Raw genomic sequence first — 13,973 nt, 5'->3', positions numbered from 1 at the left:
ATTCAGATCCCCTTCTGCTCCAGCCCGGCCTTGACCAGACCCGCGAACAGCGGGTGCGGTCGGGTGGGCCGGCTACGCAGCTCTGGGTGCGCCTGGGTGGAGACGTAGTAGGGGTGGGACTCCTTGGGCAGTTCCACGAACTCCACCAGTTCGTCCGAGGGCGAGGTACCCGAGATCCGCAGACCAGCGGCTTCGAGACGATCCCGGTAGGCGTTGTTGACCTCGTAGCGGTGACGGTGACGTTCGTGCACGCTGGTGGATCCATAGACCTCGGCGACGATGGAGTCCTCCGCCAGTTTGGCCTCGTACAGTCCCAGCCGCATGGTCCCGCCCAGGTCTCCTTCACCGGAGACGTAGGACTGCTGTTCCTCCATCGTGGCGATGACCGGTTCTGCCGTCTCCGGGTCGAACTCCGTCGAGGAAGCACCCTCGATGCCCAGCACGTCGCGGGCGTATTCGATCACCATGCACTGCAGTCCCAGGCACAGGCCAAGGGTCGGCACCTGGTGTTCGCGGGCGAACTGCAGCGCGCCCAGCTTGCCCTCGATGCCACGGATGCCGAAGCCGCCGGGTACGCAGATCGCGTCCACGTCTTCCAGCGCCTCCGCCGCTCCCTCGGGGGTCCGGCAGGTATCGGAGGCGATCCACTTGATGGAGACCTTCGCATCATTGGCGAAACCACCGTGGCGCAGCGCCTCCGTCACCGACAGGTAGGCGTCGGGCAAGTCGATGTACTTTCCGACCAGGCCCACCGTCAGGTGGTGCTTGGGGAAGTGCACGCGTTCGAGCACCCGGTCCCACTGTTCCCAATCGACGTCGCGGAAGGGCAGGTTGAGCTTGCGGATGGCATAGACGTCCAGGCCGCCGTTGTGGAGGACCTTCGGGATGTCGTAGATGCTGGGCGCGTCGACACAGGAGACCACCGCGTCCAGATCGACGTCGCAGGAGCCTGCGATCTTGGCCCGGATGCTGTCGGGCAGTTCCCGATCCGAGCGCAGCACGATCGCATCGGGGGTGATACCGATCGAGCGCAGGGCGGCCACCGAGTGCTGGGTCGGCTTGGTCTTCAGCTCTCCCGAGGGCGCAATATAGGGCACCAGGCTGACGTGGATGAAGAACACGTTCTCCCGGCCCAGGTCCATACGGACCTGCCGTGCGGCCTCCAAGAAGGGCTGCGATTCGATATCGCCGACGGTGCCGCCGATCTCCGTGATGATCACATCGGGGGTGTTCCCGTCCTCCCGATTGGCCTGGGCCCGCATCCGCGACTTGATCTCATCGGTGATGTGCGGGATGACCTGCACGGTGTCGCCCAGGTAGGCGCCGCGCCGTTCCTTGGCGATGACCGTGGAGTAGACCTGACCGGTGGTGACGTTCGCGCCACCATCCAGATTGATGTCGAGGAAACGTTCATAGTGCCCGATGTCCAGATCGGTCTCCGCACCGTCGTCGGTGACGAAGACCTCGCCGTGCTGGAACGGGTTCATGGTGCCGGGATCCACATTCAGGTAGGGATCCAGCTTCTGCATGACGACCTTGATGCCCCGCTGCCGCAACAGGTGGCCCAGAGATGATGCCGTCAGGCCCTTGCCCAGGGAGGAGACGACCCCGCCGGTAACGAAGATGTGACGCACAGGCGTCTGGCCGTTGTTTGAGATTCGATTTACCACGGGATTCAATCCTATCGTCAGCGGACCCCGGCCTCAAGGGCCAGGCTGTAGTCGGCTTCGACACGAGCGGGGATCTGCGCCACATCTGTGGTAGCCAGCACCCGGTCCGCTGCGGCGAAGGCCATCTGCGTGCGGATCGTGGGACGGTCCGCATAGAACTCGATTCCGTGCAGCAGCGCACCGGTGTCGGTGGCCGGGACCCGTACCGCGGTCTGGCCGTAAGCCGCCGCGTCTTCATCGGCGCCGACGAAGACGACGGGGCGGCGCAGCTGCATGACGCCCGCTGCGTCCACCGTAGACATCTGCTCGGCCGCCACCACGACCTCGGCCGCGGCCAGCACGTCGACCGCCTGCGAGGGCGAGGCCACGTACACGTGCTCGGCCCGGCCGGCGATCTCGGTCTCCAGGGTGGTGCGGGCCGGGCCCGTGCCGGTGAAGACGAACGCCCAGCGACGATCGGCGCGGGCTGCCGGCAGACGCAACGCGGCCTCCGCGATCGTCGTCAGCACATCCCCGTCGACCAGGGCCACGGGGCTGGCGACCAACACCACATCGGAAGCGATCCCCAGCTGCTTGCGCACGGTCCGCGAAGAATGGGCCGGCGCCAGGTTGCGGATCACGTCGGGGCGGGCCAACGGTGCCCTGGTGGCCTCCGGCACGGCGGCTGCGAACTCCTCGACCACTGCGGCGTTGGAACCCAACACGCGGGTCGCGGTACGTCCGATGAACCTGCGCTGTGAAGCCGAGAACCGATCGGATCCACGTTCATTGCCCACGGTGTCCACGATGACGGGGCGCATGGACTTCGGCAGGCCGGTCAGGCCCAGGCCCGCCAGTGCCGCGGCGTGCAGGCCATGTGCGTGTACCAAATCAATGTGCCGGTAGAGCTTGTGCAGGGCGAAGGCCGCCTTCGGGTCGGCAGGGTGGGCCTGACTGTGGACCGGCAGTTCGATCAACCGCAGGGTGCCCGATTCGATCAGCCCCAAGGCGTCGAGCACCTCGGGGCGGGCGGCGACTGCCACGTGCAGTCCCTGTGCGGCCTGTGCCGAAATCGCAATGAGGGCGGATTCCGCGAAGACCGAGTCGGACTCCGTGAGGATGTGCAGGATCCTGGTGGATCTGGCAAGCTCGATTTCGGTTTCGGACACGGGAGTTCCCTTCGACGCAGTTGCTTTGTCGCCCATTCTAGTCCGCGGCCGCCCGGCCCGGGCCCGGCCGGTCGGTCCGACCCCCGAGTCCGTGTCCGGGCACCGCGCTGTTGCGGTCAGCGGCCGAAACCCGGCGCCAGGCGGGATGCCTGGGTGCCGAATCCGTATGCTCCCGCCCGCCCGCCGCCGAGCACATCGGCCAGCGCCAGGGACACGATCACGGGGCCGGTCGCCTGCCCGAGCGAATCGACGGTGGTCAACCGCTGTTCCTTGCTGCGCAGGGTCGCCAGTTGTCCGTCCTGATCGCCGCGTTCGGGTGCTGCCGCCACGCTGGGCAGCAGGCTTGCCACATCGACGCTCAGATCGGCGCCGTCGCCCACGTCGAGCGCGGCCGAGGACTCCTCCGAGCCTGCAGTGTCCTGCTGGGGCAGAACCACCAGGACACCGTTGGCCTTGGCCGTGTCTCCCGCACGGATCAGGCCGGCGTTGCCCAGCGCCTTCTGCAGCTCCGCGGCCTTATTGGCATCGACCGACTTGGCGCTGCCCGAACCGAAGCCCACGGCCCTTGCCATCGCCTGGGGCACCGCCTGGGCGGCATCGTCCGGCAGGCTCGAATCGAGCGTGTGCAGCTGCCCGGTCAAGTCCGTCGCCGCCTGCTCGTCAAGCGTCTTGTCCGTCAGAGTCATCGCCTGGACCACTTTGGCCCCGGCCTCGCCCAGTCGGTTCTCCAGGGCGTCGACGAGCTTGGAATCAACGCCCTGGGTGCGCACCAGCGCGATCGTCTTGCCCTTGAGCGTGCCCTTGAGCAGGCGCGGGGCCGAGGCGATGATGAAATCTGAATCGTCTTTGAGGTGCGTGTCCTTGACTTCCCCGTCCTGCCGCAGCTTGTCGCGGTCGGTGCGCAGGGAGTCGACCTGGCTTTGCAGCGAATCCCCGATGGGGGCCTTGAGGGGGCCTGCGCCCAGCACAATGCCCACGGCCAGGGCCATGAACACGGAGACGAGTGAGACGAGGTGGTAGCGGAAATCAACCAAGACTGTTTCTCCCTTAGAGACGCACGAGGTGCAGCGCGCTCAGCGCCGCTGTGGAGGTGCCGGTGAAAAGCGAGCGGATCCATCCGAACAGACCGTCGAACTGCGCGCCGATGAGGCCCAGTACGGTCTGTCCGGCGGTTGTCACGGCCAGTGCCGCCACCAGTGCGAGGAGGCCGGCGACGAGCAGAAACACAAGGGGCCAGACGCCGATGCGCCGGTGGTAGATCAGGCCCAGTCCCTTGGCATCGATGAGTTTCGTGCTCACCCGCATGCGCGTCAACAGGGTCGAGGCGATGTCGCGGCGCTCCTGCTTGAGCAGCTCGGTGGCGGTGTCGTTCGAACCCACTGCGACGATCAGCTGGGCACCCAGGCCATCGGCGATGACGAAGGCCGCGTCCTCGTCGTTGCCGCGCAGCTCGAAGGTCGTGTACGGCAGGTCCAGGTGATCGAGTCGGGCCGCACCGTTGCCGGGGTGCTCGGGGGTGGAATGGATGACCAGTTGGGCGCCGGTGACGATCGCGGACTCCCCGGGGGCGTCCAGATTGCCGACGATCAGGTCGGGTTTGTAGCCCAGCTCGACCAGCGCGTCCGCACCGCCGCCGACACCCACCAGTACCGGTTTGTACTCACGGATGTAATTGCCCAGCATCGCCAGGTCTTCCTTATAGTGGCTGCCCTGGGAGACGATGAGGAAGTGGCGGTCCGTGCCCTCGACCGAAAGCTCCGGCGGCAGGGGGATATCACGGTCGAGGATTGCCGCGACATCGTCGGTCGTCTCCGTCACTGCCTGGGAGAATTCGGCGACGGCATCGTCGAATTCCGCGCTCCGGCGGTTTGTCTCTTGCTCCGTCATGATTGCTCTATTCTGCCATGTCCTAGAAGGCCGACTTGCCCTCTTCAGCCTGCGATATGAGCTCGACCACATGCGCCTGGGCTGCCTGCGATTCGCTCATCCCACCCAACATCCTGGCCAGTTCGGCTTCCCTTTCGGCCCCGTCGAGCCGGGTGATCCCGGAGACCGCACCGTCTTCGCCGTCCTCCTTGCGCACCGTGATGTGGTTGTCGGCCCAGGCCGCGACCTGCGCCAGATGGGTGACGACTATCACCTGCCTGCCGACGGACAAGCGCGCCAGACGACGGCCGATCTCGATCGCAGCGGCTCCGCCGACTCCCGCATCGACCTCGTCGAAGACGAAGGTCGGGAAGTGCACCCTGCGCGCGGTGACGACCTCGATCGCCAACATCACCCGCGAGAGCTCGCCACCGGAGGCCAGCCGGCCGATCTCCCCGGGGGCCTGTGCCTCGTGGGCGGTGAACCACAGGTTGATCTGGTCGGCTCCGTGCGCCGCCGGTTCGCACGGCTCGACCGCGAAGCCGACCTTCGCCTTCGGCATGGACAGGGCACGCAGTTCCTCCGACACAGAGACGGAGAACTCCCCCGCGGCCTTCACCCGGGCCTCGTGCAGAGAGTCCGCGGCGGTGCGCAGAGCCTCCTCCGCCGCGTTCAGGCGTTCCTGCATGAGTCCCAGGCACTCATCGCCACCGCGCAGGTCCAACAGTTCGCGACCCGCCCGCTCCTCGAATTCCAGAACCGCCTCGACATCGGGGCCGTAGGCGGCCAGGGATCCCAGTTGCGCCCTGCGCTCCTCCGTTTCCTGCAGGGACGCGCCCTCCAGGTCGTCGAAGCCCTGGAGGTAGGCACTGAGTTCCGCGCCCAGATCGGCCGCCCGAATCGCCAGATCGGTGGCCTGTGCCGCCGGCTCACCCAGTACCTCATCATCGGCGGCCGCCCGTTCCAGGTCCGCAGCCACCCGTCCGAGCAGGTCGGAGACGTTCTCCGTTTCGGCGAAGTCGTCGCCCACCAGAGACGCGTGGGCCGTTCCGACCGCCTGTTTGAGGGATTCCGCCGCGGCGAGCTTGGCCGCCAGGGCTTTGAGTTCGGCGTCCTCGCCAGGGGCCGGGCGCACCGCGTCGATGGCCTCGAGGGCGGATTCCAGGAAGTTGATGCGTCCGGCCCTCTCGACCGAGGTCTCCCGCAGGCGTTCGTCCTCTGCCCGCAGATCCCGCCACTGGGCATAGGCGGCACGGTAATCCGCGAGCAGCCCGGCGAGCTCCCGACCGCCGAAGCCGTCGAGCAGTTCGCGCTGCCTGGCCGTGGACTTCAGCCGCAGCTGTTCGGTCTGACCGTGCATGCTGACCAGTTCCTGGCCCACCTCGGCCAGTACTCCCATCGGCACCGTACGGCCTCCCGCTGTGGCCCTGCCCCGGCCCCCCGGCACGATCTGGCGACTGACGATCAACTCGTCGTCTGCCTCGCCGCCGGCGTCGGCGACCCGCTCCCGCACCGAGTCCATCCCGGTGATGTCGAAGACGCCCTCGACGACGGCGCGCTTCGCCCCGGCCCGCACTGCGTGCGAGTCGGCTCGCCCGCCGATCAGCAGGCCCAATGCGGTGACGAACATCGTCTTACCGGCACCGGTCTCCCCCGTGACCACCGTCAGGCCGGGGCCCACCTCGACCTCCGTGTGGGTGATGACGCCCAGGTTGTCGATCCCCAGTGATTGGATCATGCTGCGTCCTGGGGCCCACGCCAGCCGGCAACGGGCAGTTGGAACTTGCCGACCAGGCGGTCGGTGAACGGTCCCAGGTTCAACCGGGCGAAGTGGACGGGGGCCGCGGAGCGGACCGCCTCGAGCCTGCTGCCCGGCTGAACATCGAAGGTGTGCGTGCCATCGCACCACAGACTGGCCCGCACCGCCGGGCGCCGATCGAGGTATTCAACGCCCAGCCGCGATGACGGGGAGACTACCAGCGGTTTGGCGAACAGCGCGTGGGCGCTGATCGGCACCATGAGCAGTGCCTCGACTTCCGGCCACACGATCGGGCCACCGGCGGAGAAGGCATAGGCCGTCGAACCGGTCGGCGTGGCCAGGATGACGCCATCGCAACCGAAGGACGACACAGGGCGGGCGTCGACGCCGACGACCACCTCGATCATGGCGGTCTCCCGGTTCTTCTCCAGAGTGACCTCGTTGAGCGCCCAGTCCTGGTGGATCACCTCGTCGCCGTGACTGACCGTGATGTCCACGGCCATCCGCGCCTCGACGGTGTATTCGCGGTTCGCAGCCCGGTGCACGGCCGTTTTGAGATCCTTGCGCTCCGACTCGGCCAGGAAGCCGATGTGCCCCAGGTTGATACCCATAATCGGAACCTGCGAGGTATGGAAATGGCGGGCGGCGCGCAACATGGTGCCGTCCCCGCCGAGCACCATGACGAGTTCCGAATCACCGTGTGTGCCCGACATGTAATCGTCGGGGACCACATGGATGTGGGTGTCGATCGGGCCGGTGTAGCTGATCAGGGCCGCGTGCTCGCCGGCCAACATGACCGGTGTGATGCCTTCGCGTTGAAGCATCGTCGCTACGGTCAGAGCCGCTCTGCGGGCCGCCTCCCGATGCGGGTGCAGGGCCAATACGATGCTGCGGTCCACTATCCCTCCTTCACGATGGCGCGGGCTATGCGCGCGGGTTCCTCATCCTGCGATCCTAGTGAATGAGGTGCCACTAGGAGAAAATACTCCCTATTCCCAGCGGGCCCCGGGAGCGGCGAGGGCGCCCATCCGGCCACCGCGCCACCGGCAGCGAACACCGCTTCGGCCACCTGTGCCACTGCCTGGGCGCGCCGCCGCGGGTCGGTCACCACGCCGTGTTTGTCCAGGGCGCCCCGCCCGGCCTCGAACTGTGGTTTGACCATGAGCACCATCCGGCCGTCGGCGGCCAGGACACCCAGCAGCGGGGCGATCAGCAGGGTCAGGGAGATGAAGGACACATCGGCGCAGACCAGGTCCACCGGCTGGTCTGTACCCAACCAGTCCGGTGTCATTTCGCGCAGGTTGTGACCGGAGAGTTCGTGCACGCGCGCATCGGCGCGCAGCTTGGGGTGCAGCTGATCGTGTCCGACGTCAACCGCGTGAACCAGGCGGGCTCCGTGGTGCAGGAGCACCTGGGTGAAACCACCGGTCGAAGCGCCGGCGTCCAGGCAGATCCGTCCGGCGATCCGCGAGTCCAAGTGGAAGGCCTCGATCGCACCCAACAGCTTGTGCGCACTCCGTGCCACCCACGGATCCTCGGCCAGCAGCTCGATCCGGCTTGTTCCGTCGACGCGGTGCGCCGGTTTGACGATCCTGCTGCCGTCGACGAGCACATTGCCGGCGGCGATTTCCCGCGCTGCGCGATTGCGCGAAGTGCTCAGTCCGCGCTCGACCAGCGCAGAGTCGAGTCTGAGAGCACTCACAGCTCTTTCAGCTCCGCTTCCAGACGATCCATCAGTCCATGGGCGCCGCGCACCAGAGCCCTGGGATCCTGGGACACGGCCAACTCGGCGAGTTCGGCCCGCCAGGGCCCCCCGCCGGTGGAGTCCCGGTCAGCGGGTTCCGTCCGGGTCCGCATATGATCATTCGTCATGAAGCTCCTCCGCTGTGAAGCGCCGTGGCAGGTTTCCCGGATCCAGTGGAAGCCCACCACGTGCTCGGCTCAGGGCCAAAGCCGCCTGTACGGCGCCCTCGGCCGGTCCCCGCGCTTCGATCCGACCGGCGACCAGCCGGGCACTGGAACTGCCGCAGGCAGCCGTGTCACCGGACACCTCGACTGCGGGCAGGGGGCGTAGCAGATCCCGCAGGTCCGCCACAATCCTATCGGGCCGCTGCTCCGCCGGCGCCTGCAGCGCAACGTGCACATCGTCGATGCCGGTGAGTACCAGAACACTCAGACAGCCGGCTGCTCGACCGGCTGCGATATCCGTCGAGCATCTGTCCCCGACCATGACAGGGCGCTGCGCACGGTATTCGGAGATGACCTGCTGAGGTAGGAAGGGCGCGGGTTTGCCCGCGATCCGCGCCGGGACCCCGGTGAAACGCTCGACGATGTCGACGAAGGTTCCGTTACCCGGATAGACGCCGTGTTCACCCGGTACCGAGGGGTCGGGGTTCGTCGCCCAGAAACCCGATCCAGCGCGGACACACGAAATGGCGGCGCACAGGTCCCCGGCACGTAATTGTGCGCTGTACCCCATGGCGATCGCAGCCGGCGGTTGTTCTAAAAGCCGCGCCTCCGGCGGCAGCTCCGGCGGCTGTACGGCCCGCAGTCCCGCCCCGGCCACGGCCTCGGCCAGGGCAGGGGCACCGAAGACGGCGACCGAGTCCCCCACCGGCAGGCGCTGGGCCAGAGCCTGCGCCACGGCCTGGGCCGAGGTGCGCACCTGGGCCGGGTGCACGGGCACGCCGAACTCCGCGATCTGCTCGGCCACCGTCTCAGGAGATCTGGAGGCGTTGTTCGTCAGGAACGCGTAGGGCAAACCGCGGCGGGCGAAATCGCGCAGTGCCGGCACGGCTCCGACGACGGCGCGTGCACCGTGATAGACGACCCCGTCGAGATCGAGCATGACCAAGTCGGGTTCGAGGGCAGAGCGAGTGATCACCGGTAGTTCAACTCCGTAGGTCCAGGGCCGGGGCCCTTAGCGAATCAGTCCTCGGTCAGGCCCGCTTCGCGCAGGATCTCGTCGACCTCGTCTTCGACCTCCTGGGCGAAGGAGGTTGAAGGCGAGGCGACCTCGGGCCCGGCCTGCGAATCGGCTTGTTCCGGCGTCGGGGAAGATGGCTCCGAGTCCGACTGTTTCGCCTCGACCACGGCTTCGGTCTCAGCACTTGCCGGCTCAGCCCCGGTGGTCTCCGCCTGTGTTGATTCAGCCCGCACGATCGCGGCATCAGCGCCCTGCTCATTCGCGGGCTCGTCTTCGGCCTGCGCGAGCTCTGCGACTTCCTCTTCCTCTGGTTCTTCCTCGACGGTGAAGATCTCGATGCCCTCGTTCGGGTCGATCTCCTCGTCGCCGAAGACGACCGCGTTGGACCTAGCGGTGCGGCGGGCCAGCTCCTCGTACTTATCGGCCACTTCGCGCTCACCGGTCATGCGCAGCAGATCGCTGTACGCCGACAGCAGGCGAACGATGGCCGCCGGCTTGTGACCGGTGAACCCCTGGGCCTCGATCAGGTCCCTGGCACCCTGCATGTTCCCCGCGTCGGTGTGTGCGCCGGCGGCGACGATCACACATTCCACCCATTCCTCATCACTGAGTGTGGAACGGTCGATCTCCTCGAACAGTTCAAGGGCCTTCGCCGGGTTCTTCCGTCCACGCTCGCAGTCCAGGATCAGGGCCAGGTTGTCATTGGATCCGGTGATCCGACGGTGCGTACGCAGTTCTCGCAGCGCGGTGTCGTAATCGTCGAGTTCATAGGCGACCAGGCCAAGCGCCTCGCGGACCACGCCGATCCGACCAGCACGGTTGACAGCCGCCTGGGCGAACTCGCGTGCGGCCTCGGGGTCGCTGTCGATGAGCCGACCGGCGGCGACCAGCTGCCGCGCGACAACCTCGGCGTTGTCCTTGGCCAGCGGGCGCAGCTGTGCGCGAACCTCGCCGGAGAGTTCACGACCGGTGATGTCCTCGGGCAGATCCGGTTCGATCCGTTTGGGCTTGTGCGGGCGATCCTCGAAGTGCTGTTTGTCCCCGCGCTTCCAGTCATCACGATTGCGCGGGCCATTCGAGCGGGGACCACGCTCCTTGAAATCCCGGCCGCGCCGGTCATCGCGTCGGTCCTGGTTGCCGCGGTCGAATCGACCGTCGTGCTTGCGCCGGTCGTCGAAACGACGGCCCTCGCCGCCGTTACCGCGCCGGTCATCGCCGCGGTCGTGCTGATTGTTGCGGCGGTCATCGAACCGCCGGTCGTCCCCGCGACCGCGGTAATCGCGGTCATTGCCGCGCCGGTCGTCGAAACGGCGATCATTGCCTCTGCGATCATCATGGCGCCGATCATCGTGCCTGCGATCGCCGTCGAAGCGACGCGGTCCACGGCCGGAGCCGTTACGGCGGTCGCCGCGGAAGTCGTCGCGGCGTTCGAAGCCCTCACGCTTGTTCCGACGGTCGTCGAAACGGCGATCGCCGTCGAAACGGGGCCGATCGTCACGCCGCCGGTCGCCACCACGGCGGTCGTCGAAGCGCTCATTACGCCGGTCCGCGCCATTGCGCCGGTCGTCGCGCTGGAATCGAGTATCGCGACGGTCACCGTCGCGACGATTATCGCGCCGCTCGTCTCGGCGGTCGCCGGAGAACCCGCGGCCCCCACCACGACGGTCGTCACGCCTGTCGCCGGAGAACTTCCGATCACGGTCGAAACGGCGTTCTTCGCCGCCGCTGTTCCTCTGATCGGTGCGCCGATCATCCGCGCGGTAGCCGCCGCGCTTGTCATCACGGTAGCCGCCGTTGTCACGCGCCGTCCCGAATCCGCGATCATCACGCCTTTGGGAGCCCCGGCGATCGAAATCGCGGCGTCCTTCAGCACGACCTTCCGAACCGCCGCGCCTATTGTCCGAGTAGCGACGCCCGTCACCGGACGGACGGCCGTCCCGGCGATCCCGCCTGTCCTCACCCCGCCGGTCGAACGAGCGATCTCCCCGGTTATCGGAACGGTTGTACTTCTTCGGGCCGTCACCGCGGCGCTGACCCCGGCCCCTGTTCTGTGATTGTCCGTCTCCGTATGACCGGCGATCGTCTGACTTCGGCACGCTACTCCCTATTGGACTGCTGACTTCCCGTTGTCCCTGCGGCCCTTGGGGAGCTAATGCTCGCGGACCCGAACCCGGGTTCTACCTATTCTAGTTGCTCCGAGCCCGCCTGCCCTCACCCGAACCCGGCCTATTCCCCCGATGTGGCCAATTCCACCGCAGAACTCGACCGCACGCTCCCGCTCGCAAGTACTACTGCGAAGCCGAAAGCAGGCCGGCCAGCTCAGTCTGAACATTGCCACGCACCACGGTCGAGACAAGGGAGTCGAACGGCGTCGGCTGAGCATTGACGATAGCGGTTCTGGCCCCGGCGCGGACTGCGGTCGGGACAAGCTCGGCGATCGGCGCAACGGTAAGGGATGTACCCAGTGCCAAGAGGACCCTGCACCCGCCGGCCAGTTCGAAGGCCAGATCCACCACCTCGGCGTCGAGGGCCTCGCCGAACAGAATCGTGCGGGCCCTGACGATTCCGCCGCACTCCGGGCAGCGGGGATCAACGGAACCCGCGCGAACACGCATGACCATGTCCATCATATCGCCGGTTGCGGCACAGGATTCGCAGCGCCAGTACCGGACGTTGCCGTGCACTTCAATGATCCGGTCGGCCGGGACGCCGGCCAGTTGGTGAAGGCCATCGGTATTCTGTGTGATGACCACGGCGCGGGGATCACGGACGAGTTCAGAGGCGATCGCGCGATGAACGGCGGTCGGTTCCGCCTCCCACACAGGCGAGGCCGCAATACGCTGCCAGGCGGCCCGCCGCACGGCCTCGTCCGATAAATAAAGCGACAGGGTCGAAGTCCGCTCAGCATCGGGATCGCACGTCCACACCCCGGCGGGACCGCGGAAATCGGGAATGCCTGCGGCCGTGCTGATACCAGCACCGGTGAAGAAGACGACACTCGGTGAACTTGTTCCTGGGCCGGGTCCTGCAGTGGACCCGGACGAATCTACGGCCACCTGTCTAGGATAGACGTAGAACCGGATCCCAGCGAAAGGACGAAGCGCATGCGGGCTCATGACGGCCTAGAACTACCGGAGATCGGACTCGGAACATACAAGCTGCGAGGCAGCCAAGGCGCCCGCGCGGTGATCTCGGCGTTGGAGAACGGATACCGCCTTCTCGACTCGGCGTTCAACTACGAGAACGAGGGCGCGATCGGACGCGCCATCCGTGCCAGCCAGGTACCACGCGACCAGATCATCGTGACCTCGAAACTCCCCGGGCGCCACCATGCACGGGACCAGGTGGAGTACACCGTCGAGGAATCGGTCATGCGCACGGGCTTGGACCACATCGACCTCTACCTGATTCACTGGCCCAACCCGCTCGAAGACCTCTACGTCCAGGCTTGGCAAGGACTCATCAGCGCGCAGGAACGCGGGCTCGTCAAGCACATCGGAGTCTCCAACTTCCTGCCGGAACACATCGAGCGGCTACAACGTGAAACGGGCGTGCTGCCCGCAGTCAATCAGATCGAGCTGCATCCGTACTTCCCTCAGGTCGACGAGCTGCGGTGGAACGCCGACCACGGAATCATCACAGAGGCGTGGTCACCGGTGGGGCGGGGAAACGACCTCAAGTCAGCGGCTCCGGTGGTCGCTGCGGCCACGGCACACGGCGCCACGCCCACACAAATCCTCCTTGCATGGCATCTGGCGATTGGATCGCTGCCACTCCCGAAGTCGGCTAACTCCTCGCGCCAAGCGGAGAATCTCGCAGCCGCACAAGTCGAGCTCACTCCGGCAGAGGTAGAAGCGATCACCGCACTGGGCCGGCCCGACGGCCGTTTGAAGGACCAGGACCCCCGCCGCTACCAGGAGTTCTGAACCACCGTTCACCTCTACCGGGGTGTGGCTCCACTCGTGCACGTGTGGCAGCAAAACACACGCGTCCTACCACCACCAGTGCACGAGTGAAACCACACCCCGAAAAACACCCCCGTGAATGCACTGATGGTCCCCCAGCGAGCACACCCACACGGGGTGGCTACAAGCCAGAAGACCATCAGATATTCAAAAAAAATGCGGCGGTGACCTACTCTCCCACACACTCCCGCATGCAGTACCATCAGCGCAATCGGGCTTAGCTTCCGGGTTCGGAAAGGGACCGGGCGTTTCCCCAACGCTCTCACCACCGCAAAACCACAGAACAACACACACACGCATGCGTGTACGTCACTGGATCGTGCAGTGAAACTAGTAGACGTGAACACCAACCCCCACACGGGGCCATGCATAACTCTTACGCTCGTTGTTTAACTCGTGTTACCCAACCCACCACACACCCCACACGGATACAAAACCCGCACGAGTGTTGTTTGGGTGAGTGAACGGTGTATTAGTACCAGTCAGCTCCAATGGTTACCCATCTTCCACACCTGGCCTATCAACCCCATCATCTCTAGGACACCTTAAAGGAGACCTCATCTCGAAGCAGGCTTCCCACTTAGATGCTTTCAGCGGTTATCCCTCCCGAACGTAGCAAACCAGCCATGCCCTTGGCAG

13 protein-coding genes and 2 rRNA genes are annotated in these 13,973 nt (G+C 66.3%); 2 read left to right on the top strand and 13 right to left on the bottom strand.

Features of this window, described 5'->3' with window-relative positions; translation table 11 throughout:
• Positions 1–2 precede the first annotated feature (2 nt).
• The 10 genes from NQ038_RS06455 to NQ038_RS06410 all read right to left on the bottom strand — a co-directional run bounded on the left by NQ038_RS06455 (position 3) and on the right by NQ038_RS06410 (position 10,169).
• Positions 3–1,670 carry a CTP synthase gene (locus NQ038_RS06455; protein ID WP_257046626.1) on the bottom strand — a complete coding sequence of 556 codons (1,668 nt, stop codon included), beginning with the start codon at positions 1,668–1,670 and terminating at the stop codon, positions 3–5.
• A gap of 17 nt (positions 1,671–1,687) precedes the next feature.
• Entirely contained in the window at positions 1,688–2,818 is a 1,131-nt protein-coding gene (locus NQ038_RS06450; RefSeq protein ID WP_257046627.1) for a group 1 glycosyl transferase, read from the bottom strand.
• A 116-nt stretch (positions 2,819–2,934) separates the two neighbouring features.
• Positions 2,935–3,852 carry a copper transporter gene (locus NQ038_RS06445; protein ID WP_257046628.1) on the bottom strand — a complete coding sequence of 306 codons (918 nt, stop codon included), beginning with the start codon at positions 3,850–3,852 and terminating at the stop codon, positions 2,935–2,937.
• A gap of 13 nt (positions 3,853–3,865) precedes the next feature.
• Positions 3,866–4,705: a putative cytokinetic ring protein SteA gene (gene steA / locus NQ038_RS06440; protein WP_257046629.1), complete on the bottom strand. Its 840-nt coding sequence runs from the start codon at positions 4,703–4,705 to the stop codon at positions 3,866–3,868.
• A gap of 22 nt (positions 4,706–4,727) precedes the next feature.
• Complete coding sequence (gene recN, locus NQ038_RS06435) at positions 4,728–6,422, bottom strand: DNA repair protein RecN (RefSeq protein ID WP_257046630.1); 1,695 nt, start codon at positions 6,420–6,422, stop codon at positions 4,728–4,730.
• A complete protein-coding gene (locus NQ038_RS06430) occupies positions 6,419–7,342 on the bottom strand; it encodes an NAD kinase (protein ID WP_257046631.1) in 924 nt (307 codons plus the stop codon). Before NQ038_RS06430 ends, recN begins: the two co-directional genes overlap by 4 nt.
• Complete coding sequence (locus tag NQ038_RS06425) at positions 7,342–8,145, bottom strand: TlyA family RNA methyltransferase (protein ID WP_257046632.1); 804 nt, start codon at positions 8,143–8,145, stop codon at positions 7,342–7,344. The genes NQ038_RS06430 and NQ038_RS06425 overlap by 1 nt, the downstream gene beginning before the upstream one ends.
• The gene (locus tag NQ038_RS06420) at positions 8,142–8,315 is read right to left on the bottom strand and encodes a hypothetical protein (RefSeq protein WP_257046633.1); all 174 of its coding nucleotides are present in this window, start codon (positions 8,313–8,315) and stop codon (positions 8,142–8,144) included. The genes NQ038_RS06425 and NQ038_RS06420 overlap by 4 nt, the downstream gene beginning before the upstream one ends.
• Positions 8,305–9,327 (bottom strand): HAD-IIA family hydrolase, encoded by a 1,023-nt coding sequence (locus NQ038_RS06415; protein WP_257046634.1) that lies wholly within the window; start codon positions 9,325–9,327, stop codon positions 8,305–8,307. The genes NQ038_RS06420 and NQ038_RS06415 overlap by 11 nt, the downstream gene beginning before the upstream one ends.
• A 44-nt stretch (positions 9,328–9,371) precedes the next feature.
• The gene (locus tag NQ038_RS06410) at positions 9,372–10,169 is read right to left on the bottom strand and encodes a hypothetical protein (protein WP_257046635.1); all 798 of its coding nucleotides are present in this window, start codon (positions 10,167–10,169) and stop codon (positions 9,372–9,374) included.
• On the opposite strand from NQ038_RS06410, the gene NQ038_RS06405 reads away from it, so the two are divergent.
• Positions 10,092–11,423: a hypothetical protein gene (locus tag NQ038_RS06405; protein ID WP_257046636.1), complete on the top strand. Its 1,332-nt coding sequence runs from the start codon at positions 10,092–10,094 to the stop codon at positions 11,421–11,423. The genes NQ038_RS06410 and NQ038_RS06405 overlap by 78 nt on opposite strands.
• Before the next feature lie 234 nt (positions 11,424–11,657).
• On the opposite strand, the gene NQ038_RS06400 is transcribed toward NQ038_RS06405, so the two are convergent.
• Positions 11,658–12,485, bottom strand: coding sequence for a Sir2 family NAD-dependent protein deacetylase (locus tag NQ038_RS06400; protein WP_257062149.1), 828 nt, complete (start codon positions 12,483–12,485; stop codon positions 11,658–11,660).
• Between NQ038_RS06400 and NQ038_RS06395 the strand changes: the two genes are divergently transcribed.
• Positions 12,474–13,295 carry an aldo/keto reductase gene (locus NQ038_RS06395; RefSeq protein WP_257046638.1) on the top strand — a complete coding sequence of 274 codons (822 nt, stop codon included), beginning with the start codon at positions 12,474–12,476 and terminating at the stop codon, positions 13,293–13,295. The two genes, NQ038_RS06400 and NQ038_RS06395, sit on opposite strands and share 12 nt — an antisense overlap.
• Positions 13,296–13,490: 195 nt before the next feature.
• On the opposite strand, the gene rrf is transcribed toward NQ038_RS06395, so the two are convergent.
• Both rrf and NQ038_RS06385 read right to left on the bottom strand, forming a co-directional pair.
• Positions 13,491–13,607 (bottom strand): 5S ribosomal RNA (rrf, locus tag NQ038_RS06390).
• 179 nt (positions 13,608–13,786) lie between these two features.
• Positions 13,787–13,973 (bottom strand): 23S ribosomal RNA (locus NQ038_RS06385); the annotation flags it as partial.

Origin of the sequence: Brevibacterium sp. 50QC2O2 (assembly GCF_024580675.1) — a bacterium.
Taxonomy (GTDB): Bacteria; Actinomycetota; Actinomycetes; order Actinomycetales; family Brevibacteriaceae; genus Brevibacterium; species Brevibacterium moorei.
The sequence above is the reverse complement of the archived record's forward strand: the minus strand, read 5'-3'. Positions and strand labels throughout refer to the sequence as shown.